This window comes from Rufibacter ruber, from assembly GCF_014138425.1.
Lineage (GTDB): Bacteria > Bacteroidota > Bacteroidia > Cytophagales > Hymenobacteraceae > Nibribacter > Nibribacter ruber_C.
Genome location: NZ_JACJIQ010000011.1, coordinates 75,541 through 102,021, shown reverse-complemented (window position 1 = coordinate 102,021; position 26,481 = coordinate 75,541). Strand labels below are relative to the sequence as shown.

Sequence of the window (26,481 nt, the reverse complement as noted above, 5' to 3'; positions counted from 1 at the left end):
AGTAGGGACTATTGAACAGCTTTCTTCACTTCAAATGTATAAGTGCTGCTGCCAGCTTTTCCGTCTTGAGTTAAACCTTGCACCACAACCACATACTTTCCAAGCTTATCTGAAGTATAAAATTCAATCTCTTTTTTACCCAGTTTGCCAGTTCGCATGTCTCCTGCCCAATACAATACATTTCTGAGGTCTGGTATTCGGTTGGCAATTTGCTCTGGGCTTTGGTATACAGGATGATAAAACTCACGTGTTGGCTGTAGCCCCTCATATTCCACCAGTAATGCTTTGGGATCTACTTCATACCCTTCCATTGCACCGTTATAGGTTGAGAAACTAACAATACCACCGTATGTAAAAGGGCCATGGAAGTATTGTTTGTAAATAACCTCCAGCTTTCTCACTTTTTTTGGGTTGTATACCATTAATCTATCCAGATCAAAGACAGGCATCCCATCTAGTAGTACCAAAGGTTCTTCTGGCAAGGTTTCTTTACGTTGCTCATCTATCATCACAAAATAGAATTTTCCTTTACGTTTACGCACCATCACCGGTGACACATATTCTTTCAGTACATCCTCTAAGGTGGGGAAGCGGTTATAATAATCTAAGAAATAGGTTCTGGAGGGTTGGCCATAGAAGGTAGTGGTATCTATTGGCAGTAAGTTAGGGAGAGTGTCATTACCTAGGGAGAAATGGTTCTGCACTTGCAAATGTACATTCTTGGCCTCCAGGTTCTGGTAAAAGTGTTCTGGCAAGTCAAACGTTGGCAATGTAAGGGTGGCGTTCTGTGGGGAGAAGGGTGAAACCGTTTCTAACTGGTAAGAACTGTCTTTACGGGTATTGGTTTGCAGCACCACATCTCTTATACCTTTAAAATCCTTAGTCTCAAAAAAGACTACTCCATCTTGGTTGCTTTGCGCCCCATACAACCTAATCTGCCGAGACGGAATTGTTAAATATGTTTGCACACCCGGCGCAGGTAGCCCTGTCTTAGAATCTACAACTTTGGCTTGGACCAAATGCCCCGTATATTCTGGCAAAAAAAAAGGCGCAGGACTATTCTTTTGGAATACCTTTTCCCATGAAAACCTGCGCCAACCATGTGTAAGCATGAGGTTCTCAATGGCTATATCTGCTTCTGGCCCGGCTTGGGAGAGATAATACCCTGGTGCCTCCACCGTTCCTTTTAGGTCTGAGCTCAACCATAGATAACTCACTATATCTGGTTGCTCTACCGTCTGTAAAGAATCAATTTGGAATACTGAAAGAGAGAAATCAACCTCTGTAGGTTGTCCATTATCCCGTTGAGCCACAACTGACAATTTTACGGCGGCTCTAGGCCCTGTCTCTCTTTTGTCTGCCGCTACTTGTAGAGTTAGCAGTGAAGTAGGTTTCTTAAAATAGAGCCGCTCGCATACAGGCTTTCGTTCACTATTAAAGACGGTAAGATGGGAAATACCTTCGCCTAATTTGTCTTTTGCTACCGCGAATACCATCCGTCCTTCAGCATCCGGGAATCTAGCCTCGGCTAAAACGGGTATCTGGCGCGTATGCACTAATAAATACATCGGTTGGGTAGCAGAATAAGCCAGATTAGAAGAAACAGTTACTTTTAACATATTTGCCCCTGCTTCACTTACTGCCATCACCGTCCCTTTTTCTTTGACTATTGGCAGAGGACGGGTAATGAGGTGCCCATTGTCGCTTTTTAGAAGCGCCCGGTATACTTGGTTGGGCTCAGGTGTGAATTGAAAGCTTCCAATCCCAAATTTATGAGTATAAAACCGTGCCACGGTATCATTCTGTTGGTCAAGCACCCATCCTATGAAAGAGGCACCTTTACCATTTATATCAGTTACCTTGAAAGCTACTTTACTTTGCAAATTACCCACCAAATCTCCTCCTTCCGGGAAAAATTGGACATCATAATCTGTGGAGAATTCAATGGGCTTAAGGCCCAACTTCTGGAAGGTATTGATAACGGTAAAGGGCTTTTGGAAATAATAATCGGCACCCGTGTTTTTCATCCAATGGGTATAAGCCCGCAAAACAAAATGGCCAGAGGGCAGAGAGTATGGTAAGATTAGATACCCCTGCCCAGATCCATCTGTCAAGGCCACCTTTACCTGTAAAACAGGGGAATTGTCTTTATCTAGTATCTCTACATAAGCTACTTTACTTAGAATTAAGGAAGTATGAGCCATACCCTCTACATTATAGACTTTAAACCAGATGGTTTCTCCAGCCAGGTAAAAGTTCTTGTCTGTGTGAACAAACACTTTTTCCTGTAGATTACTTTTCGCAAATAACTGAAAGGGTTCCAGAACCGGGGCTGCACTTTGTCCCTTCCCAGGTATAGGAAAAAAGAGAAACAAAAGAAAGCACAGCATACCTATTTTAGGTACAGAACTTATACGTGAATATCTAATTTGCATTACCAAAAGTCAGGTTTGATGGTGCTACCACCTTTAAGTCTACAGTCAATACATTCATTCTTAGCCATAATGTACATTGGTTCAGGACCAGATTCATCTACATCTATTATTAAAGAACTGAACTCATATTGGGGGAGCTGGGCTTTCCCAACCCTCATTGACTCACATAAGGGAAGTGGCTCTTTTTGGAAATTAAATTGCCTAAGTTCAGAAGCACTGATGAATATTCGTTTCTCACTAATTGATTGCACACTGAAATATCCAAACACTGGTTCCTCTGGATTAGTAGTACAGGTAAGGTTACCGCTCACATAGGAAGGCTGAGCATCAAAGAGGGAACCAACTGCTTCTGTATTCTTCTGCAACATACGCCAGTAGTCATATTCAGCTTGGCTTATACTGTATTGTTTTACCAGAATACTATACCGGTGATTAAACAAAATCCCTCCCCCGCTCTGAGAAACCAGGATATAGTTATTAACATTACTTTGCTCCAGCTGATCGGTAGAGTTTACTAAAATTCTAGTAGAGGATTGATTTTTCCAGCAAAACTGGATTTTCTCATGTTCTGCCCTTGGCACAACCTCATTGTTCTCAATTTTATAGAAAGAGGGTAGTAAGGACTGATACTCATATGTCTCTTCATACTCCCACCGGTAGTACTTAGTGTTGTTTGTAAAATCTTGGGTACTGACTTTAACTTGGATTTTGTCCCCTTCTACCCCCCAAGCTACTTCACTTATGGGTGGCGTTTTAGTAGTAGCCACAAAGTCAGAAACATATTCTTTGCCTTCTACAGTCTTAATCCGCAAACGGAATTTCTTTCCGTATTGCAGGGCAATACCAGATTTTGAATAGATTCCCGGGACACTCTCCCGTAATTGAAATTTCTCTAATGTCTCTGCCTCAACAGCCACAGAAGCATTTGTTTCTGGAACAGGTGCCTTATCAGCTTCAGATAAATCATGTGTGCGGGAAAGTTGCACCAAGCCAATTCCTTGTTCCACATTCAAGCTGCCATTGACAACGAGAAGTTTAAGATTTGTGGCCTGCTCAGGCAAAGTGTACTCCTCTACACAACCAGGTAAAACAACCAAAGCAAAATAAAAACAAAGGCAGTATACTAGTTTTTTCATACCCTCTAAAACCTGAAGTTGTACGTGATGGTAGGGATAGGCTGCCCAAAAACAGATAGTTGATACCCTTTAATTTTGCCACTTTCAGACTTAAAATAGACTGAATACGGGTTACGCCTGCCAGTTACATTATAGATCGCAAAGGTCCAGGAACTATGGGCGAGTTTTCGGGCTTTATGGCCTCCTTCCAGATTTAATGACAAATCACCTCGATAATAGTCTGGAATACGATATTGATTCCGTTCTGAGTAAAAGATCCGTTTGGCCCCGCCTAACTCATAAATAGCCATGGGTAATGTAATAGGCCGGCCAGTACTGTATGTTAGGTTGAAAGAAGTACTAATGCGGCGGCTGAAACGGTAGTTCCCAATCAACGTGACATCATGCGGTTTATCAAAGTTGCTAGGGTAAAACTCGCCCTTATTGATTTTTTCAGTATATGGGGCATCATTTGAACGTAAAAAAGCTCTTGAATAGGTATAGCTTACCCAACCATTCAATTTACCAATAGCTTTTTTGAGCATCACTTCCACACCGTAAGCTTTGCCCTCTGAGTTGATAACATCTGTTTCAATGTGGTGGTTGAGCAACAGTTTGGCCCCGCTCTTGTAATCCAGGAGGTGCTGCATCTTTTTGTAATATACCTCTACAGATGCTTCAATGGTATTAGATTTGAAATTCCGGAAAAAACCTAATGACACTTGATCCCCTACCTGCGGTTGAATATAGGAGTCACTCATTTTCCAAATGTCTGTAGGAGACATCATTGCGGTGTTGGTTAGCATGTGCAGGTATTGGCGGGTTCGGTTATAGCTTGCTTTAACCGACATGTCCTCGCGCAGGCTGAATCGGGCAGACACCCGGTACTCTGGCCCATGGTAAGTTTTAATCACCTTTCGGTTACCATACGCCACTGTGTCATCCACTGAATTTTCATTTCTGGAGGTTCCTGGAAAATAACTAATTACATCTTTGGGCCCTAAATAATGGAAGAAGGAATATCTGAGCCCTAAAGAAACGGCAAATCTGGGGGAAAACTCATACTCATCACTTAGATATAGCGCACTTTCTAATGCTTGTTCTGGGGCAACTTTATCTGATTTCACCAGTGATTCTGTGCCTCTGGGTGTATAATTTCCAGGGCTAATTTTGTAGTGGTTGGTGTTGCCGCCAAAGTCTATGGCATGCTTGGGCAATGAAGTGTTATTAAAATCTACTTTAAAAGTAGTTTGCTGCTGCTTATAGGTTAACTCAAAAGCAGTGGTCGGGTTCTTCTCACTTACAACTGAGTATTGGTAATCTGCGTAAGCGGCAGAAAGCTCACCAAAGAAATTGTGATGAAACGTGTGCTGCCATTTAAGAATAGCACTTTTGTTGCTGTAGTGGTAAACAGTATCACTCCCAAACCTGAAACGGTCATTACTCAAATAGCCATTCACGCTGACACTGTTACTGGAATCTATCTGATGGCTCACATTGGCGTTGAGGTCATAGAAAGAAGCTTTGCTCTGGTTCAATGTCTCATTGGGTAACTGCTTCAGGAGCCAATCTGAATACGTAGTCCGCCCCCCTATCAAGAAAGAAGATTTATTCTTGATAATAGGCCCTTCCAGCATCAATCTACTTGAAATCAATCCCAAACCACCGGCTCCAGAGAATTTCTGTTTATTTCCTTCACGGTTGGATATGTCTAACACAGAAGCTAAACGCCCTCCAAACTTAGCTGGAATACTGTTCTTGTAGAGTTCTACTCCCTTCACCACATCGGGGTTAAAGGCAGAGAAAAATCCAAATAAATGAGAGGGGTTGTATATGGTGGCACCGCCGAACAGAATTAAGTTCTGGTCAGTGGCCCCGCCGCGCACGTTCAGGCCGGTTGAGCTTTCCCCAACAGATTTGACACCAGGAAGCGTCAGCACCACTTTCATCACATCAGCCTCACCAAAGACGGTAGGCACTTGTTTGATCGTGCTAATGCTCAACTTCTCTACCCCCATGTTCAGGCCAGAAACATTTTTATCCCGGTCTCCCCTTACTAATACTTCATTCAAAGACACCACATCTTCCTGCAACTGCACATTCAATTTTCCGTCTGAGTACAGCATTACTTGCCTTCTAACCTCTTTCTGCCCCACACTTTTAATCTTCAGTACGTGCCTCCCCCTGGGCAAGGTGAGCGCATAAAACCCACTCTGGTCGGTATTGGCCGCTGTAAGAGGTATCTCAATCATCACTACCGCTCCAATTACTGGCTGACCAGTTTTGGCATCTGTTACAATTCCTGAGATGGTGGCTTTTCCTGGTTTAAGGTTATTGGTTCTAATGCCAATTTCATACAGCCGATGGGGACTGCCAGATGGTATCTTGTTTGAGCGGGCAACAGGATAGGTAGCTGAGACAGGTTCTGTCTCCTGCTCATGGCTTCTGGAGAAATAGCCGGGTGGCAACGAAGCTTGCAGCGGGCCTTTCACTACAAAAACTCTCTGGTCAGGATCAATAGCAAACTGGAAATCTGTTTTCTCAAAGGCTTTATTCAGCACCCGTTCCAGCGGTTCTTGCTGCACCCGAACAGAAATACGCAGGCTATCTATGTGGACTGGATTAAAATAGAAACGGTATTTCGTCTGACCCTCAAGACGCTGCACAAACTCTGTAAATGGAACATTGTTAAAATCACCAGTAATAGTAGAGTCTTGCGCTGTTTGCCCCAAAGCAGATATAACCGGAAGCAGTACCCACACCAGTGCTACAATAAGAAACCTCACCCTAATCATTTGCAGTGGTCATTTGGTGGTAGTGAGCAGCTACTCTGGCAATAGCCAATCCTTTATCTTGCCTAAAGTCTATTTTTTGATCTTTAATGAAAGTGACTAAATGTGCTTTATGTTCTTTAAAAACTTTCAGTAATGAACTTTTACTATTTACCGGGTAGAAGTGCCCCAACTTATGCACATAAAATCGGTCATTCTCTGCAAAAATCAGTTCAGAAGGCCTATTGGTTACCTGCTTGCTTCTCTTGGCCAGCACCTGAACACTCCCGTTGAACAATTCCTCATAATACCCACCATTAATTTGGTTAGTAGAATCCTGTACAGCAACAAAACGGCGGTCATTTATTGTGAAATAATGGGTCCTTTCACGCACCAATACAAATTTCTGCAATGGGTCACTGTCACCGGCATAGCCAATCACAGCCATATCACTTACCACATCATACAACAATGGAATTTGAGGATACAGAACCCCATCAAACAAGATAGTAGCATCTGCCCACTCTCCATTTCCTAAAAAGGGGTGCCCTTTACTGGGTCGGTTATATGGTGCATATACTGCACCTGAATAAATTCTGGCGTTCCTGCCTAATGCCTGGTGAAAAAGAGTGATAGCTTCCTGCACCGCTTGTTTGGAAGAATCAGGGGCAAGTACACTTCTACTTTGTCCAGTTGCATGAGAACCTAAGAAGCAAACAGCGGCAGCAGCTAAAACAAGGTAAAATAATCTTGTACGTATTTTATGTACAGAGCAAATTGTATATAACACGAGTAGTTGCTTTTTATTTAATATATATACGAACATGTACTATTCTTTACTTCGGTTAGCACATGCTTTGCATGAGGCGTAGCCGAGCATAAAGTACGTAACATGTTAGCCGAATTTTTTCTTACTATCAATCTATTTTCTTCTTATACCATTATTAATGCTTGTACCAATGCTTGCTGTAATATTATGAAACATTCTTTTATATCAAAGAAGAGCACAACCCCAATCTCCTAAGCCAATAACTGCAAAAAATAAGAAACCCAACCATAATTCCTGAGTCTGAATAATAGTTAAAATAGACATCAAATCAGCTATAATTAAGAGTCTATGCATATAGAACTTAAAAGAAATTGTATCATCACTTATAATGAATTCACCTCTTTCAATAAATATAAACTTGCTAAAGCTCCATGAACTCATTAGGCTTACCGAAAATGAAAGCGAATCCTATGTTACAACTAAATTCCATCCTTTGTTCTTTCCTACATAGTGGGCTACCTGATTGATGATGTCATTTTTCTCAATCGGCTCTGTAAACTCATTTTTATATGTAAAAGAGAATGGGATCATATTATATGGGTACTGCAATTTAAGTTACGGCTACCTAATGTATAAAAAATAAAATAAGTATAACTATATTAATCATAGAATGAAAATCTTCGCTTCTCATTACTACTCCTTTCCGCCAACTCAATCACCCTGATCACATCCCGCCCCTGTTCCGGCGTTACAAATACTTCCTGTTCCCCCAGAACAGCATCCCGCACATTCTCATAAAACCCACGGTAGTCCCCTGCTTCGCTTTCAACCCTGCCCTTGAAAGGAAGCCCCTGAAAGTCTGTGTTCAGGTGCCCCCAAAGATGCTCTGGCTCCACTCCCCAGGCTGGTGCACCTTCTGGCGATTTCCCGGCCTTGAGGGCCTCCTCCTGCACGTCTAACCCATACTTCAGGAAAGACCCCCGGTCTCCGTGCAAGGTGTACCGGGGGCTGGGTTCCCGCACCAGCAATCCGGCCGACAAGGTCACCGTTACCCGTTCATAATAGAGCCTGGCTTCAAACTTATCAATAATGCGGCTATGGGGGCGTTGCACCTTCAGCTCTGCATACACCTCCTGAGGCAGGCCAAACAGCACCAGCGCCTGGTCAATAAGATGCGAACCCAGATCATACAGAATTCCGGAGCCGGGCGTGTCTTCCTCTTTCCAGGTATTCTCCCTAATGGCTGTCCTAAACCGGTCAAAATGGGCTTTGTACTCCACCACACTCCCCAGCACTCCGCTTGCCAGGACTTTCTGCACGGTTTTGAAGTCACTGTCCCAACGGCGGTTATGGTACACGGTGAGCAACCTCTGCTGCTCCTTTGCCAGTTGAATAAGCTCATCCGCCTCCGCAGAGGTGGGGGTGAAAGGCTTTTCCACTATGACATGCTTTCCGGCCAGCAGCGCCCGTTTGGTTAATTCAAAGTGCGAGCTGTTGGGCGTGGCTACCACTAGCACGTCAAGGGCATCATCCTGCAGGAGATCTTCTACCTGGGCCGTAATCCTGGCCTCGGGATACCGTTGCCGGGCAAGCTCCATGTTAGCCGGCCTTGATTCCCTGATCCGGGCCAGTTCCAAGCCCGGCACACTGTGAATGAAGGGGGCATGGAACACCTGCCCCGCCATGCCATACCCTATTAACCCTACCTGAATCTTTGCGCCGCTGTTGTTGCCCATACACATTCGCTTTTCTGATACTAATGATGAAAAATACTCAAAACTGACTATTTCATTTGGTCAGCAGTTGCCTGACTTTTGCAAGACCAGTGACGCTCCACCGCCCCTCAAAACCTCTCAGTTTTTTGGCGTATGGTGAGCCTGGGTCATTGGTAAAGTACGGAGAATTCTGAAAATCCAGCAAAGAGTAAGAGGTGAATCCTGAAAAACCCAAGAGTAAGGCAGACGACAACCCCAGGAGCATGAAAACATTTTTATCCCTTTCCAGAGCAGCCTTGATGCTGCTTTTACTGATCACCTTTGTTGGCTGCAGCAAAGATGACGACCCTGAACCAGAGAACGAGGAAAGCAACATTCCCCCAGAGTTCCGGGGGAGGAATGTAGAAGTAAACCCTAAAACGGTTTACGTGTCCAGCAAGAGCATCTCTGTGAGTGTCTGGGACAACGGCAACCTGGTTGACGGTGATATTGTCTCTATTTATGTGAATGGGGAAAGAGTCATAAACGAGCACGAACTGACCCGCACCAAACATACCGTAGATGTAGACTTGAAGTACAAAGGGTACAACTATATTCTGCTGTACGCGCACAATGAGGGCACCTCCTCCCCCAACACCTGCGCCGTAGAGATAGAAGATGACAAGGGCAAGCAGACAGTGGTACTGAATGCAAAACTCACCACCAACGCCGCTGCCAACGTAGTGGTGGAGTAGTCTGATCAGAAGATTAGGAAGGTTTGCTGCCTCTGTAGGGAAAGTGGTTTCTGCCGCCCTTACAGAGGCATTTCTTTTACCTTACCATAAGCAACGGCAGAGACCTCACTGATGCGCTTCCAGATATTCCGGCTTCTAAAAGGGGTTCTTTTACAAAATCTGTAAATAAATATCTTCACACCGCCTTCCCTATCCATTTATTATACCTATCTTTGACTATCTTTTAATATCACATAATGAAAAACGGTAAAGTAAAATTCTTCAATGACTCCAAAGGTTTTGGTTTCATTAAAGACGCTGACTCCAATGAGGAGTATTTCGTACACGTGTCTAACCTAGTGGACGAAATCAGAGAAAATGACGAAGTAACCTATGAGCTGAAAGAAGGCCGCAAAGGTTTGAATGCTGTGAATGTGAAACTTGCCTAAGTTTTAATATACCTCAGTTCTCAAAAGGGCTCCACAAACGTGGAGCCCTTTTTTGTGTCTGCCCGCCCAAGGGCAACCAGCGGCTGCCCTTATCTTTCCAGTGGGCACCTTCCTGTTTTTGGCTTGTTTTCCAAAAAACAGGTCAAAAACAGGAAGGTGCCAGATATTTAAGTACATTGGAAGAGAATAACCTACGTCTTTCCGCTTATTTCCAGTATGTCATCTATTTTTTCCAGGGGGAAAGCTTTTTTCCTTTTCGCCAGCTGTATCCTGTTCAGCGCCTGTTCCACCAGCGAGCAGAAAACCGAACCTACGGCACCCACTACCCCGGCTCCAGCTGTAGCCACCTCCGTCAAAGCTGAACCAGCGCCCACCACCTCCCAAGCTCCTGCCCTTCCCGCAGAACCGGCCACTGCTGCCTCTGTTCTAGCCAAAAAGCAGGTGCCCATTCTGTGCTACCACCAGATCAGGGAGTGGACCGCCCGTGACGGGAAAGTGGGCAAAGACTACATTGTGAAGCCCGCTGATTTCAAAGCCCAGATGAAAATGCTGGCCGACAGCGGGTACCACACCATTCTGCCAGATCAATTGCAGGACTACCTCACCAAAGGCACCCCGCTACCAGAAAAACCCATCATGCTCACCTTTGATGACACCAAGCTGGACCAGTACACCGTGGCCAAACCAGAGCTGGACAAATACGGTTTCAAGGGCGTGTTCTTCATCATGACCGTGTCCATTGGCCGACCCAACTACATGAGCAAAGCGCAGATAAAGCAGCTCTCAGACGAAGGCCACGTGATAGGCTCCCATACCTATGACCACCACAACGTAAAGAAATACGAAGCCAAAGATTGGGTCACCCAAATTGAAAAACCCACCAAACAACTGGAAGCCATCACCGGCAAGCCGATAGAATATTTCGCGTACCCTTTCGGGCTGTGGCGGCCCGAGGCCATTCCGGAACTGCAGCAACGCGGGTTCAAAGCCGCCTACATCCTGGCCACCAAACGCGACCCCAATGACCCGCTGTTTACCATTAGGCGCATTATTGCCAGCGGTTACTGGAGCACCAAAGGGTTGTACAACAGCATTCAGAACAGTTTCTAGGCCTCGCTTTTCCCCATGAATAGACGGGATTTTCTGAACCATGCGCTGCTTGGGGCGCTCGGGCTTGGGACTTTAACGGGAGTTTACACCTTACACGTAGAACCCTTCTGGCTGGAGTTCGTCCGGAAGAAAATGCCTATCCGGCACCTTCCCAGTCACCTTGAGGGCAAGACCCTGATGCAGATTAGCGACCTGCACGTAGGCAATCGGTTTGATTATAACTATCTGATTAACGCCTTTCAAGACGCCCAGAAGCTGGAGCCCGATTTTGTGGTGTACACGGGAGACTATGTGAGCTACGAAGACGCCATGCAGTTCCAGCAACTGGCAGAGGTCTTGCAACACACCGTGAAAGGAAAGCTGGCCACCGTGGGCATCTTAGGAAACCATGACTACGGCAAAAACTGGGCAGAACAACCCGTGGCCGACCAAATCTCCTCGCAACTGGAGCAGGCGGGCATTACCGTCTTGAGCAACCAGCAGGCAGATTTCGCAGGTTTGAACATCATTGGGTTAGACGATTACTGGGCCATGAACTTCTCGCCTGAAAAGGTCATGACACAATATGACGCTTCAAAGGCCAATGTACTTCTCTGCCACAACCCCGACGTCTGTGACCTTAACGTGTGGAACGGCTACCAGGGCTGGATTCTGGCCGGGCACACCCACGGCGGGCAATGCAAGCCGCCTTTCTTGCCCGCGCCCGTCCTTCCGGTCAAGAACAAGAGATATGACCAGGGAGAATTTGACCTAGCCGATGGCCGAACCCTGTACATTAACCGGGCCATTGGGCATTCGTTTCAAGTCAGGTTCAACGTGCGGCCGGAAATCACCATTTTTGAACTGGCACAAGCCTAGAAAATTTCCTGTTTTCGGCCTGTTTTTGGAAAAACAGGCCGAAAACAGGAATTGCCTTTCCCGCCCCAACATCCATATGCCGCAAAATCCAGTACATCTAGGTTCACCTAGCACTTGAAGGCACCATGGATAGCATCAATAAAAACCAACCTGAAGACAACTTAAAGAATTTGCAGGGCCAGGAGGCGGCCCAGAAAATGAAAGAGCTGGCCCAGAGCGCCGAAAGCTGCTTTTTCTGCACCAACATTACCAGCGGCCAGCCCATCACCTCGCGGCCCATGGCCGTGCTCAAAACCGATGATGACGGCAGTTTCTGGTTCCTGACCTCAGATGATTCGCACAAGGTGGAGGAGTTGGAACGCGACCCGCTGGTGCAGCTGTTTTTTCAGGGCTCCAAATACTCAGACTTCCTCACGGTGCACGGCACGGCCCGCCTCAGCAAAGACAAAGCTAAAATCAAGGAACTCTGGAACCCCATGCTCAAAGTCTGGTTCACTGAAGGCGAAGAAGACCCACGTATTACGGTGCTGCAGGTAATTCCCACCGGCGGCTACTACTGGGACAACAAACACGGTAACGCCATCGCGTTTGTAAAACAGGCAGTGGGCGCGGCCATTGGCGTAACCCTGGATGATTCTGTTGAGGGAAAACTGGACGTGAAATAGGCATTCAAGCCGTTGAATAAAAAAAGCGTTTTCGGGCTCATTTCTGTAAATGAGCCCGAAAACGCTTTTTGGTTTTAACCCAAAACCAAATCATAACGCCTCCCCCCCTCTTTTGTCATCTTGGAAAGATCTTGTGGGCAAGCTAGAAAAGCGATTAGTAAAAGCCTGGCTAGTTCGCCACCAAGGTCGCTTTCAGGATGACCAAAGGAAAGGTAATTGAGTTAACGGTTCGGCTAAAATCTTCTAACAACGAACAACTAATAACGAACAACTGTCAACGAAACTCAGCACTTCTCCAGCGCCTGCAGAATATCGTTCAAAATATCATCTGCGTACTCTAAGCCCACTGAGATTCTGATCAAGCCCGGCGTAATGCCAACCGCCTGCCGCTCCTCCTCAGTAAGTTTGGCGTGGGTGGTGCTGGCAGGGTGCGAGGCAATGCTGCGGGTATCACCCAGGTTGGCCGTCAAAGACATCAGCTGCAGGCTGTCCAGGAACTTGCGGCCGCTTTCCAGACCGCCTTTGAGTTCGAAGCAGAACAGTCCGCCGCCGTTTTTCATCTGTTTTCTGGCAATGTCAGACTTGGGGTGACTGGGCAGGAACGGATATTTCACCCACGTCAGTTTCTCATGCCCCTGCAGTTTGGTAGCCACGTTCAACGCGTTGGCCGCGTGGCGCTCCATGCGCACATCCAGCGTCTCCAGGCTCTTGCTCAAGACCCACGCATTGAACGGCGACAAAGCGGGACCCGAACTCCGGCAGAACAGAAAAATTTCTTTCACCAGTTCTTTCTTGCCCACAACCACGCCTCCTAACACTCGGCCCTGGCCGTCAATCCATTTAGTAGCCGAATGCACCACCAAATCAGCCCCGTACTCAATGGGCCGCTGGTTCACGGGCGTAGCGAAGCAGTTGTCTACGTTCAGGATGATGTTGTGCTTCTTGGTCAGCTTGCCCGCCGCCTCCAGGTCAATGATGTCCAGCCCCGGGTTGGTAGGCGTTTCCAGGTAGAACATTTTGGTGTTGGGCCTGATGGCCGCTTCCCATTCCTCGGGGTTGTCTGCGCTCACGTAGCTGTACTCAATGCCGTACTTGGGCAGGTACTTGGTGATGATGGTGTGCGTGCTCCCGAAGATGGAATTACAGGCCAGCAAATGGTCTCCGGCTTTCAGTAAGGCCATAAATGAGGCAAACACCGCGCTCATGCCCGAGGCGGTGGCGTGCCCGGCCTCGGCTCCTTCCAGGGCGCACATCTTGTCAGTGAACTCTTGCACCCCGGGATTGCTGAACCGACTGTAAATGTTGTCATCGGTTTCATCGGCGAACGCCGCCCGCATGTCCTCCGCGTTCTCAAACATGAAGCTGCTGGTCAGGAACATAGGCGTAGAGTGCTCCATCTCGTTGGTGCGCTCGGTTTGTATTCTAATGGCTTTGGTAAGCGGGTGGTATTCCATAGTGGTACTTTTTGGTATCACGTATCAAGTAGCACGTAGCAAGACACATGAATTCTTTATCAAAGACTTTCTCTTTTAACTTTAGGTGATACTCCCTTTGAAGGGGGCGAAGGGGATTTTTACACAAGCTGGTCTACGCATTTCAGATAGTGCGTTTTCGGCCTGTTTTTCAGAAAACAGGCCGAAAACAGAACTTCCTTTTGTTGAGCGTTGCTATTGAAGAAGTGCCTCCTGAACTTGACGAAGCTGCGTTGGCAACCGCTACTGGCACAGACGCTCGCAGGTCTTGAAGACACTGCGAGGTCTTTTGAGCAATCGCCTCTCCAACTGGCGCGAGACTCCAGTCTCGTGACTTGGGATGCTGCGAGTCTCCAGACTCGCCGTGAACCATGAGCCGAAAATGCGCCAGTCCCCAATGCGTTCTTTCGCCGCCGATGCGGCGAGGGTAGTCCGGAGACTACCCAAATCCTATGGCACGAGTCTTGAGACTCGCGCCAGGAAAGAAGCTAAGAGCTAAAACCTGTTTTGGGGCTAATTTCTAAAAAACAGGCCCAAAACAGCTTCAGTCAAATCCTCTTTCAGGAAAGGGTTGGTAACTCTCCCCACTCAAGACTCGCGACTCAGCACTCGTTACGCAGTAACGCGCACCTCCCAGGTAATCTCGGCCCCGGCCCGGCGCAGCGTCTCGGCCACCGAGCAGTATTTTTCCATGGAGAGCTGGCAGGCGCGTTCGGCTTTGGCGGGGTCAATGGGGCCTTGCAGCTCGAAGATGACGTGCACTTGTTTCCAGAGGCTGGGTTCTTTGCCGGCTTCGCGCTCGCCCGAGATGTCCATTTTGAACCCGGTGATTTCCTGACGCTGCTTCTTCAGAATCATGACTACGTCAATGCCGCTGCAGCCACCCAGGGCCATCAACAGCATCTGCATGGGGCGTACCCCGAAGTTCATTCCGCCGCTCTCTGGGCTGGTATCTGTGGTGATGACGTGGCCGTTGGCGTCCCGGGCCTCAAAGCCATAGTCGCCGCCCACGCGGTTCATCTCAATTCTTATCATATTTATTACGCTTTTACGCCTCCAGCTATTTACTTTGTAAAAGACAAAGGTACTACATGAATTATTTTCAATACAACCAACCTTTTGAATTAGAGGGAGGGCAAACGTTACCGGAAATTACCATTGCTTACCATACGTTCGGTCAGTTGAACGCAAAGAAAAGCAATGTGGTCTGGATTTGCCACGCCCTGACCGCTAATTCAAACGTGCTGGACTGGTGGGACGGACTTGTGGGGGAAAATAAAGCCATGGACCCTGACAAACATTTTATTGTCTGCGCCAACATTCTGGGCTCCTGCTACGGCAGCACCGGCCCGTTAAGCGTAAACCCTGAGACGCAGCAGCCTTATTACAATACCTTCCCGCAGGTCACCATCAGGGACATGGTGAAAGCGCACATTTTGCTGCGCGAACATCTGGGGCTAGAGAAAATACACATTCTGGCGGGCGGTAGCTGTGGCGGTTACCAAGTGCTGGAATGGGCCGTGGCCGAACCTGAGGTGGCAGAGAACCTTTTCCTGTTGGCCACCTCCGCCGCCGAAAGCACGTGGGGCATTGGCATTCACACCACCCAACGCCTCATGCTGGAAGCCGACGGCACCTGGGGCGAACCTTCGCCCACCGCTGGCAGCAAAGGCTTAAAAGCAGCCCGCGCCCTGGGTATACTCACGTACCGCAATTACCAAATCCTGGCCCAGAACCAAACCGACCCTGATCCCGAGAAGCTGGAAAATCACCGCGTTTCCTCATACCTCAACTACCAGGGCGACAAACTGGTGGCCCGCTTCAACGCCTATAGCTATTGGTTCCTGACCAAAGCCCTGGACAGCCACCACCTCGGCCGCGGCCGAGGCGGGCGTTTAGAGCCTGTTTTGCAGAAAATAGCTCAGAAAACGCTTATCATTGGCATCAGCAGTGATATTCTCTGCCCCGTACAGGAACAGCAGTTCCTGGCCCAGCACCTGCCCAACGCCACCTACGTAGAAATTGACTCCAACTACGGGCATGACGGGTTTATTATTGAAGGCGAGAAAATTTCTAAGCATTTTTCGGCGTGGCTGGCAGAGGTGGAAGATGAAAAATTAGCTCCAAGCCCGGCAGTACCATTGTAGAAATTGATGAGCCAGCTTTAATAAAAAGTTCTGCCGCAAGTTTAGCGATAGCGTAACTTGTGGCTACTAATCATGTAAGTTTTTAAACTTACATGCAAATTCCACAGCAGTCGGCACAGACACTCGCAGGTCTGAAAGACCCTGCGAGGTCTTTTGAGAAACTGCAACCCTGTTTTCGGCCTGTTTTCCCAAAAACAGACCGAAAACAGAAACCCTATTTTTTCTTCCCCTTCTTCACCACCGCCAACTCTACCATCACCGGGAAGTGGTCTGACGGATATTTACCAGGGCCGTAGGTGTTGGTTAATATGCCGTATTTCTTCACCTCAAACTGCGGCGTCAGGAAAATATGGTCAATGCGTCGGTCAGAGTGCCGCTGCACGTTAAAGCCGTTGAACGTACCATTGGGTGCCAGCTTGAACTGCGCCGTCTCAAACGCGTCTTTCAGCTTGCCCGAGGTATTCAGGATTTGGTAGCTTTCATCGTCCTGGTCAATGTTGAAATCGCCCATGAGCACCACCGGCGTATTGGGCGCCACGGCCTGCATACGGGCCAGAATCTGCTTGGAGCTTTCGCGGCGGGCTTCTACCCCGCGGTGATCAAAGTGCAGGTTGTACACGTAAAACACAAACCCAGAGCCTTTCTCTTTGAGCTGCACCCACGTGCAGATGCGCGGGAAAGCAGCGTCCCAGCCTTTGCTAGGTTTATCAGGCGTGGTTGAGAACCAGAACGTGCCCGAATTCAGCAACTGAAATTTGTCTTTCCGGTAGAAAATGGCCGAATACTCGCCCTTCTCCTTCCCGTCATCGCGCCCCACGCCGGCAAACGCAAACCCTGGCAATTCCTCTTGCAAATGCTGAATCTGGGGCCCCTTGCCCTCCTGCGTACCCACCACATCAAAATCATACAGTTTGATGAGATTGGCCACCTGCGGATACCGGTCTTTCCAGGGGTTGAGCGAATCAGCTTTCACATCTACCCGCACATTAAACGTAGCCACACGCAACGTCTGCGCCTGGGCAGCAAAAGAAAGAAGGCTAATGCCGAAGACCAGAACCAGCACTAACTGTCTGGGAGAAGAGAATATTTTCATAGCAGGAAGAATGAACCGGCAGCGTTTGATGAAGCAACTGCCTGCCCCAAATTAAAAAGAAATCTGGTCTGTTTTCGGCCTATTTTCAGAAAAACAGCCCAAAAACGCACTAACAAGCTTCTCTTCTTAAATTACGATACCTGATCGTCCCCCTTTGAAGGGGGTAGGGGGATGACAAGGGCGGCAGGAGAACCATCTGCTTCAGCAAAATGATAACAAAAAGTTATTCTCGGGAATGCGTGATGCTGCATGAGTAACTCTGCATGAGTAGTCATCCCCCTTCCCCCTTCAAAGGGGGACGGAATGCGTGCAAATAATATAAAGAAGAAGGTAAGTTGGTGCCTTAAAACAGCCCCACCGCTTTCAGCAGAATGCGCAGGCTCCAGATAATCACCAGGGAGCCTACGGCGATGAACATGGTTTTCATGGGCAGTTTCCCAGCCAAACGGGCGGCGATGGGCGCGGCGATGAGGCCGCCTAAAACCAAGCCTAGAATGATGTGCAGGTGACTTAACCCCAGCATGGCGAAAAACGTGAGGGAACTGGCCAGCGCCACAAAGAATTCGGTAATGCTCACGGAGCCAATCACGAAACGTGGGGTTCGGCCTTTGGAAATGAGCGTACTGGTCACCAACGGACCCCAACCACCGCCTCCAAATGAGTCCAAAAATCCTCCGGCTCCGGCCAACAATCCGGCCTTCTTAATTTTTTTGCGGGTCTTGGTCTTCCGGAAGGCGTTGTACACAATGCGCGAACCCAGAATTAACGTGTAACTTGCCAAGATAGGCCGTACGTAACTGCCGTACTCCTCGCCTACCACGCTCAACAGATACGCGCCCGCAATAGCCCCCAGCACCCCCGGAATGAGCAGCACCTTGAACAACTTCTTGTTCACGTTCCCGAACCGGTAGTGGTTGTAGCCCGAAGCCCCGCTGGAAAAAACCTCGGCGGTATGAATGCTTCCGCTGATGGCGGGTAAATTCACACCCAAAGACATGAGAATGGTGGTACAGGTCACGCCGTAGCCCATGCCCAACGCCCCGTCTACCATCTGAGCGGCAAACCCGGCCAGAATCATCCAGTAAAACAGCGGCTCAATGTTCAGCAACAGGTTCTGGGTCTGGGCTGCCGCTTCGGCCAGCGGAAAGAAGAAAGAGACTCCGTAGCCCAACAGCATCAGGAGCAGCGCAGCCGCACCGCCCAGGGTCAGTTTCTTCCAGGGCTTTGGCGTTGGTTTCTTTTGGCGCGGCAATTTTTCTTTTACGGCTAGCACTTTGGTGATGTCATTAAGGTGGGTCACTTTGGCGGCGAAATCTCCGGCCAATCGGTTCCTGATTTGCTGCAGATTGTCCAGCACCTCGTCCAACTCCTCGGGCAGCGTGTCATTAAAGGTTTCTTTCAGGCGCTTGGCCATGGTGGGCGATTTCCCGTTGGTAGAGATGGCAATTTTCAGGTTCCCCTTCCGCACCACCGAACTCAAGTAGAAATCGCACAAATCTGGCGTATCAGCCACGTTCACCAGCTTGCCCTGGCGCTTGGCTTCCAGGCTGATGTCGCGGCTGGCCTCGCGGTCATTCACAGCCACAATCACAATATCGGCCCCGGCCACGTCTTCCGCAGAAAACGCTTTGGGCACCAGCGAAATATTGTCATGCTCCAGCGCCAGTTGCAGCACCGCCTGGTTAAATTCAATGGCTACCACTTTAATGGTAGTCATCGGGGAATTCTGCAGCACCGCCGTCAGTTTCTCCAGCCCCACGTTTCCGCCGCCCACCACCAGCACGCGCATCTGTTCCAGTTTCAGAAAAACCGGGAACAGGTTGTTTTGCTCTTTGACGGTGAGGGTTGTAGACACAGAAATTGTTGATTACTAAATGTTGATTGTTTTTCTCTTACCCTGGCGCGAGACTTTGTCTCGTGACTTAGGATGAAGCGAGTCTCCAGACTCGCCGGGAACCATGAACTGTCTATTGGTAAATGGAGTCTGGAGACTCCAATCATCCGTCGGCACGAGTCTGGAGACTCGCGCCAGTTTCAGTTATTTAAATCTTTCTGTTTTCAGCCTGATTTTGGAAAACGAGGCCGAAAACGCATCTGCGGTGTCCCTTCTCCCTCTGGGAGAAGGTTAGGATGAGGGAAACCCGGTTCAAACAGTAAAAGCAGCAGCGAAACAACATCAGGATTCTACTTCACTTTTCCGTTTGTTGCATAGCCAGCGTTTCCCCCCTCACCCTAGCCCTCTCCCTCCAGAGAGAGGGACTGCCGCTTTTCTGTTTTCGGCCTGTTTTCACAAAAACAGCCCGAAAACAGAATTCCAGAACTCCCCTCTCCGTGGGAGAGGGGCCGGGGGTGAGGTCTCTAATTCACCAGCGTTCTATAAGCAAAATCCCCGAAGCGCTCGCCCAACTGGCGGTTCTGCTTGAACAACCCGAAGGCGGTGTCCAGCTCCTGCAGAATGGCGGCCTCGTCCAGGTTTTCTTTGTAGAGCACGTTCAGACGCTCGCCTTCCATGTCGCCGCCCAGGTTCAGGTTGTAGCGGCCGGGCGCGGTACCAATAAAGCCAATTTCTGACAGCACTGAACGGCCGCAACCGTTGGGGCAACCGGTCATTCTGATGATGATTTCCTCGTCCAGCAACGCGTGCTTGGCTAAAACCTCGTCAATTTTGGTGATGAGTTCCGGCAAGTAGCGCTGGGCTTCAGCCAAGGCCAAGGGACAGGTAGGCAGGGCCACGCAGGCCATGGCGTTTTTCCGGAGCAAAGAAGCTGCCTCGGTATGCGCCAGTACGTTGTGTTTGGCTAGAATCTGTTCAATTTCAGCTTTGTTCTCAGGCGTGATGTCGCTGAGAATCACGTTCTGGTTACAGGTGAACCGGAAGTTGGCTTTGCCGGTTTGGGCTACCTCTAAAAACGCGGTTTTCAGCACCACGCCATTCTCCAAATCCAGCACGCGGCCGTTCTCCACAAACACGGTGTAGTGCCACAGACCAGTATCGCTCTGCGCCCAGCCGTAGTGGTCTTTGCGCGAGTTCAGTTTGTAGGGACGCGCTTCCTCCAACTGAAACCCGATGCGGCTTTCTAGTTCTTTCCGGTAGCCGTCTACAGTCAGGGCGTCAATGGTATATTTCACACGGGCGCGTTTGCGGTCAGAACGGTTCCCGAAGTCGCGTTGCACGGTCAAGACCTCATACACGGCTTTAAACAGCTTCTCATCAGATTCCTCCACGCTCACAAACCCCAGAATAGAGGCCAGGCGCGGATAGGTTTCGGCGTTGCCGTGGGTAAAAGAAAGACCTCCGCCTACGGCGATATTAAAGCCCTTCAGCTCGTTGTTCTCAATAATGGCGATGAGCCCTAAATCCTGCGCAAACACGTCTGAGTCATTGTTGGGCGGAATGACCAGTCCAATCTTGAACTTGCGCGGCAGGTAACGGTCTTGGTAGAGCGGGTCTTCCTCTTCCTTCTTGTCAATGATTTTCTCGTCTTCCAGCCACACCTCATAATAGCCGCGGGTCTTGGGCAACAGGTACTCGCTGATGCGGTCGGCGTACTGGTAAATGCGCTCGTGCAGCGGCGACTCCAGCGGGTTGGCGCTGGACACCACGTTGCGGTTCACATCGCCGCAGGCGGCGATGGAATCCAGCCCCACCTGGTCAAAGGCCTTGATGGTGGGCCGCGTCTTGGACTTCACAATGCCGTGCAACTGAATGGTCTGCCGCGTGGTAATTTTGATAACACCAGTAGAATTCTCCCCGGCAATATTATGCGTGGCCACCCACTGCTGTGGCGTCAAAAAACCACCCGGCAACCGAAGCCGAATCATGAACGAGTACAGGCGCTCCAGTTTCTTGGCGGCGCGCTCCTCGCGGCGGTCGCGGTCGTCCTGCATGTACATGCCGTGGAACTTCACCAAATTGGTATCATCTTCCCGAATGGCGCCGGTGATTTCGTCTTTCAAGCTTTCGTTAAGGGTACCCCTTAGCCCGTCGCTCTCAACTTTGATGCGCTCAACGGGTGACAGATTCTTTTGCTCAGTTGCCATGTAAACTGGTTCTAGTTAGAGCGAAAACTTCCGCCCAATTTCTTTTATGGTTCTTGCTGTTTTCGGCCTGTTTTTCTGAAAACAGACCGAAAACAGGTTTTTATTATTTGTTCGCTGGCGCGAGTCTCCAGACTCGTGCCGATGGATGGGTGGAGTCTCCAGACTCCCGTTTATTAACTCATGGTTCTCGGCGAGTCTGGAGACTCGCTTCATCCTAAGTCACGAGTCTTCAGACTCGCGCCAGTTGGTTTAGTACTTCTTCGTCCCCCTTTGAAGGGGGTAGGGGAATGATAACTCGTGCTGATAAAATATTCCCGAGAATCGTTATACCTACTTTTGGCTTCAAAAACTATTGGTTCTTCAACGGGTCTTGTCATCCCCCTACCCCCTTCAAAGGGGGACGGAATGCGTGCCGATGAAAACTTGAAGCAGAATTCTTTAATACACGTCCTTCAAATACCGGCCTTCTTCCTTGAGTTGCTCCAGATAAACCGCAGCTTCCTCCGGAGAGGAACCGGCACCCAGCCCGATGATTTGCAGCAAGGTATTCTCCACGTCAACGCTCATTGGTTCTTTGGCCCCGCACACGTACACGTATGCGCCAGATTTCAGCCACTCATAGAAGTCTGCAGCGTTTTCCAGCATCTTGTGCTGCACATAGATTTTCTCTTTTTGGTCGCGGGAGAAGGCACCGTTGAACTTGGTCAAAATCCCTGTCTCAAACCAGCTCTGGATTTCGGTTTGGTACAGGAAGTCTGTCACAAAATGCTGGTCCCCGAAGAAGAGCCAGTTGCGGCCTTCTGCCCCTACCGCATCACGCTCGGCCAGGAAAGAGCGGAACGGAGCCACGCCGGTACCAGGGCCAATCATAATCACGTCTTTATCGGCGGCTGGTAATTTGAACTGGCTGTTTTTATGAATGTAGAATTCCACGGTGGAGCCTTCAGCCAATTCAGACAGGTAATCAGAGCAATGGCCGCATAATAGTTCTTCGTTGATTCTGAATTCGTCCCGCGCCACGGTCACGTGGATTTCACCGGAATGCGCTTCCAGCGATGAAGAAATGGAATACAGGCGCGGCGCGATGGGCTCCAGAACCTGCAGCACTTCCTTGAACTGCTCGGCGTCTTTCACGGGGTAAATGCGGAGCAAATCCAGCAAGTCAATGCGGGTGGCGGGAATGTTCTGGCCTACTACTTCGGCGTACTTTTTCACCACGCGCTCGGGCAGGTAATTGATGTTCACCTTGTCATGGAGCAACTCCTGCACGGTGGCTTCGCTGTTGCGGTGCGTGATTTTATCTGCGGGAGAGGCACCCGTGATGTTAAGAATGGCCTCAATGGTAGCCGGCCGGTTTTTCGGAACCATGCCCAGCGCGTCGCCGGGTTCGTAGACCAGGTCATCGGCCTCAATCTCAATGTGGTGGGTTTTCTTGTTAGAGCCCACGTCATTCAAGATGATGTTGGTGAGAATGGTGCCGGTGTAGATTTTCTTGCCGGTTTTCTTGGCCGGAGCCGGTGCGGTAACGGCTGGCGCCGAAGCCGCAGAACCGTTGCTAGCCAAGGTCTGCATCACGCTCTGGAACCAGGCATTGGCTTCGTCTTCATAATCTACATCGCACTTCTGAATGGGCACCAGTTGGCTGCCGCCCAGGCGCTTGAGTTGGGCGTCTACGTCTTCGCCGGCTTTGCAGAACAGCGGGTACGAGGTGTCACCCAAGGCCAGCACGCTGTATTTGAGTTTGGGCAGTTGCTTTTCGGTTTGGTGCACGTAGTCATAGAACTTCTGAGCCCCGGCGGGCGGGTCGCCTTCGCCTTGGGTACTGATGACCGTGAGGAAGTATTCTTCCTTCTCCAGGTCGGTGAGGCGGTATTGGTCTAGGCTCACCACTTTGGCGTTGATGCCGCTTTTCTTGGCTTTGCCCGCCAAATCGGTGGCCACGCGCTTAGAGTTGCCGGTCTCGGTGCCGTACGCGATGGTCACTTTGCCCACCGTTGCCTTCGGCGCAGCCGCCGCAGTTTCTGCCGCCGTAGCCGTTGCGCTGCCCCCGGAAGAAGCCAGCCCGGCTACGTAACCGCTTATCCAAATCAGTTCTTCTTTGCTTGATTGGCCTACCAGCTCCTGCAAGGCTTTGATTTTTGCTTCTGCTAACATTGCGTTGTTCTTATTGAAGTACCAAACCGACCTGCTCAGAAACCGGCTTGAAGTAATGTTCTCTTGTTGGGTTGTTGGTGAACCACTTAAATTCCTGGTGCAGGTTCACCACTTTGCCAATAATCACCAGGCTGGGCGACACAAACTGTTTGCCGCCCAAATTCTGGGCATATTCATAGAGGCTGCTGGTCTGCACGTGCTGCAACGGCGTAGTGGCCTGCTCAACCACAGCCAGCTGTTTCTCCCCAGAAATGCCGTGGCGGGTGAGTTTCTCCACCACTTCACTTAGCCGTTCAGAGCTCATGTAGAACACCAGCGTGTCTTCGGTTTGGGCCAGTTCCTGCCAGTATTCCTCGGTGAGTTTACTGTAGGTGTAGAAGGTCAAGAACCGGACGGCCGTGGCATGTTGCCGCGCCGTGAGCGGAATACCCGCGTAGGCCGCCGCGCCCAACGCCGCCGTAATGCCCGGAATAATCTCAAAGGCGATGCCGTGGGCCGTGAGGGTCTGCAGTTCGTCCAGCACGTTGGAGAAAATGGAGACATCTCCACCCTTCAGCCGAAGGACTTTCTTGCCCAGCAGCGCGTACTCCAGCAACAGCTCATTGATGGTGGCCTGCGGCGTGGTGCCTTCTTTGCGGCATTGCTTGCCCACGTACACAATCTCTGCCTCCGGCGAGGCGTAACTGTTCAGGATTTCCTCGCTCACCAGCCGGTCCACCAGAATCACCTCGGCCCAGCGCAAGGCTTTCACCGTTTTCACGGTAATCAAATCAGGATCACCGGGACCGGCGCCTGCAATGATGACGGTGGCTATAAATTGTTTCATGTGACCTCACCCCCAGCCCCTCTCCCGTGGAGAGGGGAGCTCTGTTTTGCGTTTTCGGCCTGTTTTTCTGAAAACAGGCCGAAAACAGGTTTATGTTTTGTTCGCTGGCGCGAGTCTCCAGACTCGTGCCGATGGATGGGTGGAGTCTCCAGACTCCAGTTTCCCGCAATTACTTTGCGTGGTTCCCGGCGAGTCTGGAGACTCGCTTCATCCTTTGTCACGAGTCATTAGACTCGCGCCAGTTGGTAATGGTCAACCTTAATTCAATTAGCAAAGCTTTCGGTTCTTCAACTGGATTTGTCCTCCCGGGCCTGCAAAGGGGGACGAAGGAGTAGCGTTTCTTTTCCCTTGAATAGCCGCTTTTCTAGTTCACCCACAAGGTCCTTTCAGGATGACAAGTGAAGAAGGTCAAGTTTTCTGTTTTCGGCCTGTTTTTGGGAAAACAGGCCGAAAACGCAATTCAGGTAAAAAAACCTCACCCCAACCCCTCTCCCGCGGAGAGGGGCTTTTCAGATAATTCGTTTTTCAGCTCTATTCCACAAAACAGCTGAAAAACGAATTAGCGGCGTTCCCCCTCTCCGTGGGAGAGGGGCCAGGGGGGTGAGGTTTCTATATCTCCGGCCAGAATTCTTCCTGCTTGGCTTCTGTCGAAATCATGCAGGCGCCTACGGTCACGTTGCTGGTTTCGTCTATCAAGATGGCGCCGCCGTTGCTTCTTAGTTTCTGATAAGAGTCGAAAGCAATGGGCGAAGCGGTTTTGATAGTAGCTTTCACCACATCGTTCAGGCCCGCAGACACCGGCGACAGCTCTTTCTCCAGGGTGTTCACGTTGAGTTTGTAGTGCAGTTCTTTCACCACGGCGCGCACGGTGCGGCTGTTGATTTGCAGCAGGTATTTGTTGCGTGGCACCAGCGGAGTGTTGCCCATCCAGCACAGCACTACTTCAAATTCCTGGGCCACCTGCACGGGCGCGTCTTGCTTCACGATCACGTCGCCGCGGCTAATGTCCACGTCATCAGCCAGGTGCAAAACCACGCTCTGCGGCGCGAAGGCTTCTTCTACTTCCTCGCCGGCAATCTCAATGGCCGAGATGGTGCTTTCCACGCCTGACGGCTGCACTACTACTTTATCGCCTTTCTTGTAGATGCCGCTGATGATTTTTCCGGCGTAGCCGCGGTAATCATGCAGTTCTTCGGTCTGCGGCCGTATCACGTACTGCACCGGGAAACGGCCTTCAGAGAGGTTGATGTCTTCGTGTACTTCCACGGTTTCCAGCACGCGCAGCAAGGACTCGCCCTCGTACCACGGCATGGCCGACGATTTGTCCACGATGTTATCGCCGTTCAGGGCGCTGATGGGAATGAAGGTCACGTTTTTCAGGCCCAAAGATTTGGCCACCTGCGCGTAATCAATCACAATGTCATTGTACTTGTCCTCAGAGAAGTTCACCAAGTCCATCTTATTCACGGCCACCACCACGTGCGGCAGGTTCAGCAAGGACACAATGATAGAATGCCTTCTGGTTTGCTCTACCACGCCATGCCGCGCATCAATCAAGATAATGGCCAGGTCTGAGTTAGAAGCCCCGGTCACCATGTTGCGGGTGTACTGGATGTGGCCCGGCGCATCTGCGATGATGAACTTGCGCTTGGGCGTGGAGAAGTATTTGTAGGCCACGTCAATGGTGATGCCCTGCTCCCGCTCGGCCCGAAGCCCATCTGTGAGCAATGCCAAATCCACTTCGCCGTCTGCGCGGTTCTTGGTACTGCGCTCAATGGCTTCCAGTTGGTCTACCATGATAGATTTGCTGTCATACAACAAGCGGCCAATCAACGTGCTTTTGCCATCATCTACGCTCCCGGCGGTTAAAAATCTTAGAATATCCATTTTGAAAATGAGTTCTGAGTCTTGAGTTCTGAGTTTTTCTGTTTTGGGACTGTTCTTCTAAAAACAGGCCGAAAACGCATCGGTCTCCCCTCTTGGCTCTTTCGTATTTTATGTCGGCTGCGCCGATAGTGTTTTTTTCTGCTTGGCAAGTGCCTTTCTAGTTTGAAACAACACCTCACCCCCTAGCCCCCTCTCCCACGGAGAGGGGGAATTCTGCTTTTTTGTTTTTAGCCTGTTTTTTAAAAAACAGCCCGAAAACGC

The 26,481-nt window shown here is 49.6% G+C and carries 19 protein-coding genes; 6 read left to right on the top strand and 13 right to left on the bottom strand.

The genetic code is table 11. From position 1 onward, the window contains the following. Positions 1-8: 8 nt before the first annotated feature. The 5 genes from FHS90_RS13695 to FHS90_RS13675 form a co-directional block, all read right to left on the bottom strand. A complete protein-coding gene (locus FHS90_RS13695; RefSeq protein ID WP_066838246.1) occupies positions 9-2,435 on the bottom strand; it encodes a hypothetical protein in 2,427 nt (808 codons plus the stop codon). Next, a complete protein-coding gene (locus tag FHS90_RS13690) occupies positions 2,435-3,571 on the bottom strand; it encodes a DUF4249 domain-containing protein (protein WP_066838248.1) in 1,137 nt (378 codons plus the stop codon). The genes FHS90_RS13695 and FHS90_RS13690 overlap by 1 nt, the downstream gene beginning before the upstream one ends. A gap of 5 nt (positions 3,572-3,576) precedes the next feature. Then, the gene (locus tag FHS90_RS13685) at positions 3,577-6,111 is read right to left on the bottom strand and encodes a TonB-dependent receptor (RefSeq protein ID WP_338152765.1); all 2,535 of its coding nucleotides are present in this window, start codon (positions 6,109-6,111) and stop codon (positions 3,577-3,579) included. A gap of 226 nt (positions 6,112-6,337) precedes the next feature. Further along, positions 6,338-7,147, bottom strand: coding sequence for a hypothetical protein (locus tag FHS90_RS13680; RefSeq protein WP_066838255.1), 810 nt, complete (start codon positions 7,145-7,147; stop codon positions 6,338-6,340). A gap of 602 nt (positions 7,148-7,749) precedes the next feature. After that, complete coding sequence (locus FHS90_RS13675; protein ID WP_182513448.1) at positions 7,750-8,826, bottom strand: oxidoreductase; 1,077 nt, start codon at positions 8,824-8,826, stop codon at positions 7,750-7,752. A gap of 242 nt (positions 8,827-9,068) precedes the next feature. Between FHS90_RS13675 and FHS90_RS13670 the strand changes: the two genes are divergently transcribed. The 5 genes from FHS90_RS13670 (at position 9,069) to FHS90_RS13650 (ending at position 12,600) form a co-directional block, all read left to right on the top strand. Next, complete coding sequence (locus FHS90_RS13670; protein WP_182513447.1) at positions 9,069-9,539, top strand: hypothetical protein; 471 nt, start codon at positions 9,069-9,071, stop codon at positions 9,537-9,539. Between the two features lie 236 nt (positions 9,540-9,775). Next, entirely contained in the window at positions 9,776-9,967 is a 192-nt protein-coding gene (locus FHS90_RS13665; protein WP_066838271.1) for a cold-shock protein, read from the top strand. A 216-nt stretch (positions 9,968-10,183) separates the two neighbouring features. Then, positions 10,184-11,077 (top strand): polysaccharide deacetylase family protein, encoded by an 894-nt coding sequence (locus tag FHS90_RS13660; RefSeq protein ID WP_182513446.1) that lies wholly within the window; start codon positions 10,184-10,186, stop codon positions 11,075-11,077. A gap of 15 nt (positions 11,078-11,092) precedes the next feature. Continuing rightward, the gene (locus FHS90_RS13655) at positions 11,093-11,935 is read left to right on the top strand and encodes a metallophosphoesterase (protein ID WP_182513445.1); all 843 of its coding nucleotides are present in this window, start codon (positions 11,093-11,095) and stop codon (positions 11,933-11,935) included. Positions 11,936-12,060: 125 nt separating this feature from the next. Further along, positions 12,061-12,600, top strand: a complete 540-nt coding sequence (locus FHS90_RS13650) for a pyridoxamine 5'-phosphate oxidase family protein (protein WP_182513444.1) — start codon at positions 12,061-12,063, stop codon at positions 12,598-12,600. A gap of 284 nt (positions 12,601-12,884) precedes the next feature. On the opposite strand, the gene FHS90_RS13645 is transcribed toward FHS90_RS13650, so the two are convergent. Together FHS90_RS13645 and FHS90_RS13640 are read right to left on the bottom strand one after the other, a co-directional pair. Beyond that, positions 12,885-14,054 carry a trans-sulfuration enzyme family protein gene (locus FHS90_RS13645; RefSeq protein WP_182513443.1) on the bottom strand — a complete coding sequence of 390 codons (1,170 nt, stop codon included), beginning with the start codon at positions 14,052-14,054 and terminating at the stop codon, positions 12,885-12,887. A 630-nt stretch (positions 14,055-14,684) separates the two neighbouring features. Continuing rightward, a complete protein-coding gene (locus FHS90_RS13640) occupies positions 14,685-15,107 on the bottom strand; it encodes an OsmC family protein (RefSeq protein WP_182513442.1) in 423 nt (140 codons plus the stop codon). Between the two features lie 56 nt (positions 15,108-15,163). Between FHS90_RS13640 and metX the strand changes: the two genes are divergently transcribed. Beyond that, positions 15,164-16,219 (top strand): homoserine O-acetyltransferase MetX, encoded by a 1,056-nt coding sequence (gene metX / locus FHS90_RS13635; protein ID WP_182513441.1) that lies wholly within the window; start codon positions 15,164-15,166, stop codon positions 16,217-16,219. A 214-nt stretch (positions 16,220-16,433) separates the two neighbouring features. On the opposite strand, the gene FHS90_RS13630 is transcribed toward metX, so the two are convergent. From FHS90_RS13630 to FHS90_RS13605, 6 genes are all read right to left on the bottom strand, one after another. Beyond that, complete coding sequence (locus FHS90_RS13630) at positions 16,434-17,312, bottom strand: endonuclease/exonuclease/phosphatase family protein (protein ID WP_182513440.1); 879 nt, start codon at positions 17,310-17,312, stop codon at positions 16,434-16,436. Between the two features lie 343 nt (positions 17,313-17,655). After that, positions 17,656-19,167: a TSUP family transporter gene (locus FHS90_RS22780; protein WP_220483067.1), complete on the bottom strand. Its 1,512-nt coding sequence runs from the start codon at positions 19,165-19,167 to the stop codon at positions 17,656-17,658. Positions 19,168-19,670: 503 nt separating this feature from the next. After that, positions 19,671-21,353 carry an NADPH-dependent assimilatory sulfite reductase hemoprotein subunit gene (locus tag FHS90_RS13620; protein WP_182513439.1) on the bottom strand — a complete coding sequence of 561 codons (1,683 nt, stop codon included), beginning with the start codon at positions 21,351-21,353 and terminating at the stop codon, positions 19,671-19,673. Between the two features lie 438 nt (positions 21,354-21,791). Further along, positions 21,792-23,507, bottom strand: coding sequence for a diflavin oxidoreductase (locus FHS90_RS13615; RefSeq protein ID WP_182513438.1), 1,716 nt, complete (start codon positions 23,505-23,507; stop codon positions 21,792-21,794). A 10-nt stretch (positions 23,508-23,517) separates the two neighbouring features. Further along, entirely contained in the window at positions 23,518-24,333 is an 816-nt protein-coding gene (gene cobA / locus FHS90_RS13610) for a uroporphyrinogen-III C-methyltransferase (RefSeq protein WP_182513437.1), read from the bottom strand. Between the two features lie 609 nt (positions 24,334-24,942). Next, positions 24,943-26,220, bottom strand: a complete 1,278-nt coding sequence (locus FHS90_RS13605) for a sulfate adenylyltransferase subunit CysN (RefSeq protein ID WP_182513436.1) — start codon at positions 26,218-26,220, stop codon at positions 24,943-24,945. Positions 26,221-26,481: the final 261 nt, after the last annotated feature.

What these genes read in the sequence shown, in the direction of transcription:
- FHS90_RS13695 (WP_066838246.1), bottom strand. Translation starts at nt 2,435, where the DNA reads ATGCAAATTAGATATTCACGTATAAGTTCTGTACCTAAAATAGGTATG.
- FHS90_RS13690 (WP_066838248.1), bottom strand. Translation starts at nt 3,571, where the DNA reads ATGAAAAAACTAGTATACTGCCTTTGTTTTTATTTTGCTTTGGTTGTT.
- FHS90_RS13680 (WP_066838255.1), bottom strand. Translation starts at nt 7,147, where the DNA reads ATGTTCGTATATATATTAAATAAAAAGCAACTACTCGTGTTATATACA.
- FHS90_RS13675 (WP_182513448.1), bottom strand. Translation starts at nt 8,826, where the DNA reads ATGGGCAACAACAGCGGCGCAAAGATTCAGGTAGGGTTAATAGGGTAT.
- FHS90_RS13670 (WP_182513447.1), top strand. Translation starts at nt 9,069, where the DNA reads ATGAAAACATTTTTATCCCTTTCCAGAGCAGCCTTGATGCTGCTTTTA.
- FHS90_RS13665 (WP_066838271.1), top strand. Translation starts at nt 9,776, where the DNA reads ATGAAAAACGGTAAAGTAAAATTCTTCAATGACTCCAAAGGTTTTGGT.
- FHS90_RS13660 (WP_182513446.1), top strand. Translation starts at nt 10,184, where the DNA reads ATGTCATCTATTTTTTCCAGGGGGAAAGCTTTTTTCCTTTTCGCCAGC.
- FHS90_RS13655 (WP_182513445.1), top strand. Translation starts at nt 11,093, where the DNA reads ATGAATAGACGGGATTTTCTGAACCATGCGCTGCTTGGGGCGCTCGGG.
- FHS90_RS13650 (WP_182513444.1), top strand. Translation starts at nt 12,061, where the DNA reads ATGGATAGCATCAATAAAAACCAACCTGAAGACAACTTAAAGAATTTG.
- FHS90_RS13645 (WP_182513443.1), bottom strand. Translation starts at nt 14,054, where the DNA reads ATGGAATACCACCCGCTTACCAAAGCCATTAGAATACAAACCGAGCGC.
- FHS90_RS13640 (WP_182513442.1), bottom strand. Translation starts at nt 15,107, where the DNA reads ATGATAAGAATTGAGATGAACCGCGTGGGCGGCGACTATGGCTTTGAG.
- metX (WP_182513441.1), top strand. Translation starts at nt 15,164, where the DNA reads ATGAATTATTTTCAATACAACCAACCTTTTGAATTAGAGGGAGGGCAA.
- FHS90_RS13630 (WP_182513440.1), bottom strand. Translation starts at nt 17,312, where the DNA reads ATGAAAATATTCTCTTCTCCCAGACAGTTAGTGCTGGTTCTGGTCTTC.
- FHS90_RS13620 (WP_182513439.1), bottom strand. Translation starts at nt 21,353, where the DNA reads ATGGCAACTGAGCAAAAGAATCTGTCACCCGTTGAGCGCATCAAAGTT.
- FHS90_RS13615 (WP_182513438.1), bottom strand. Translation starts at nt 23,507, where the DNA reads ATGTTAGCAGAAGCAAAAATCAAAGCCTTGCAGGAGCTGGTAGGCCAA.
- cobA (WP_182513437.1), bottom strand. Translation starts at nt 24,333, where the DNA reads ATGAAACAATTTATAGCCACCGTCATCATTGCAGGCGCCGGTCCCGGT.
- FHS90_RS13605 (WP_182513436.1), bottom strand. Translation starts at nt 26,220, where the DNA reads ATGGATATTCTAAGATTTTTAACCGCCGGGAGCGTAGATGATGGCAAA.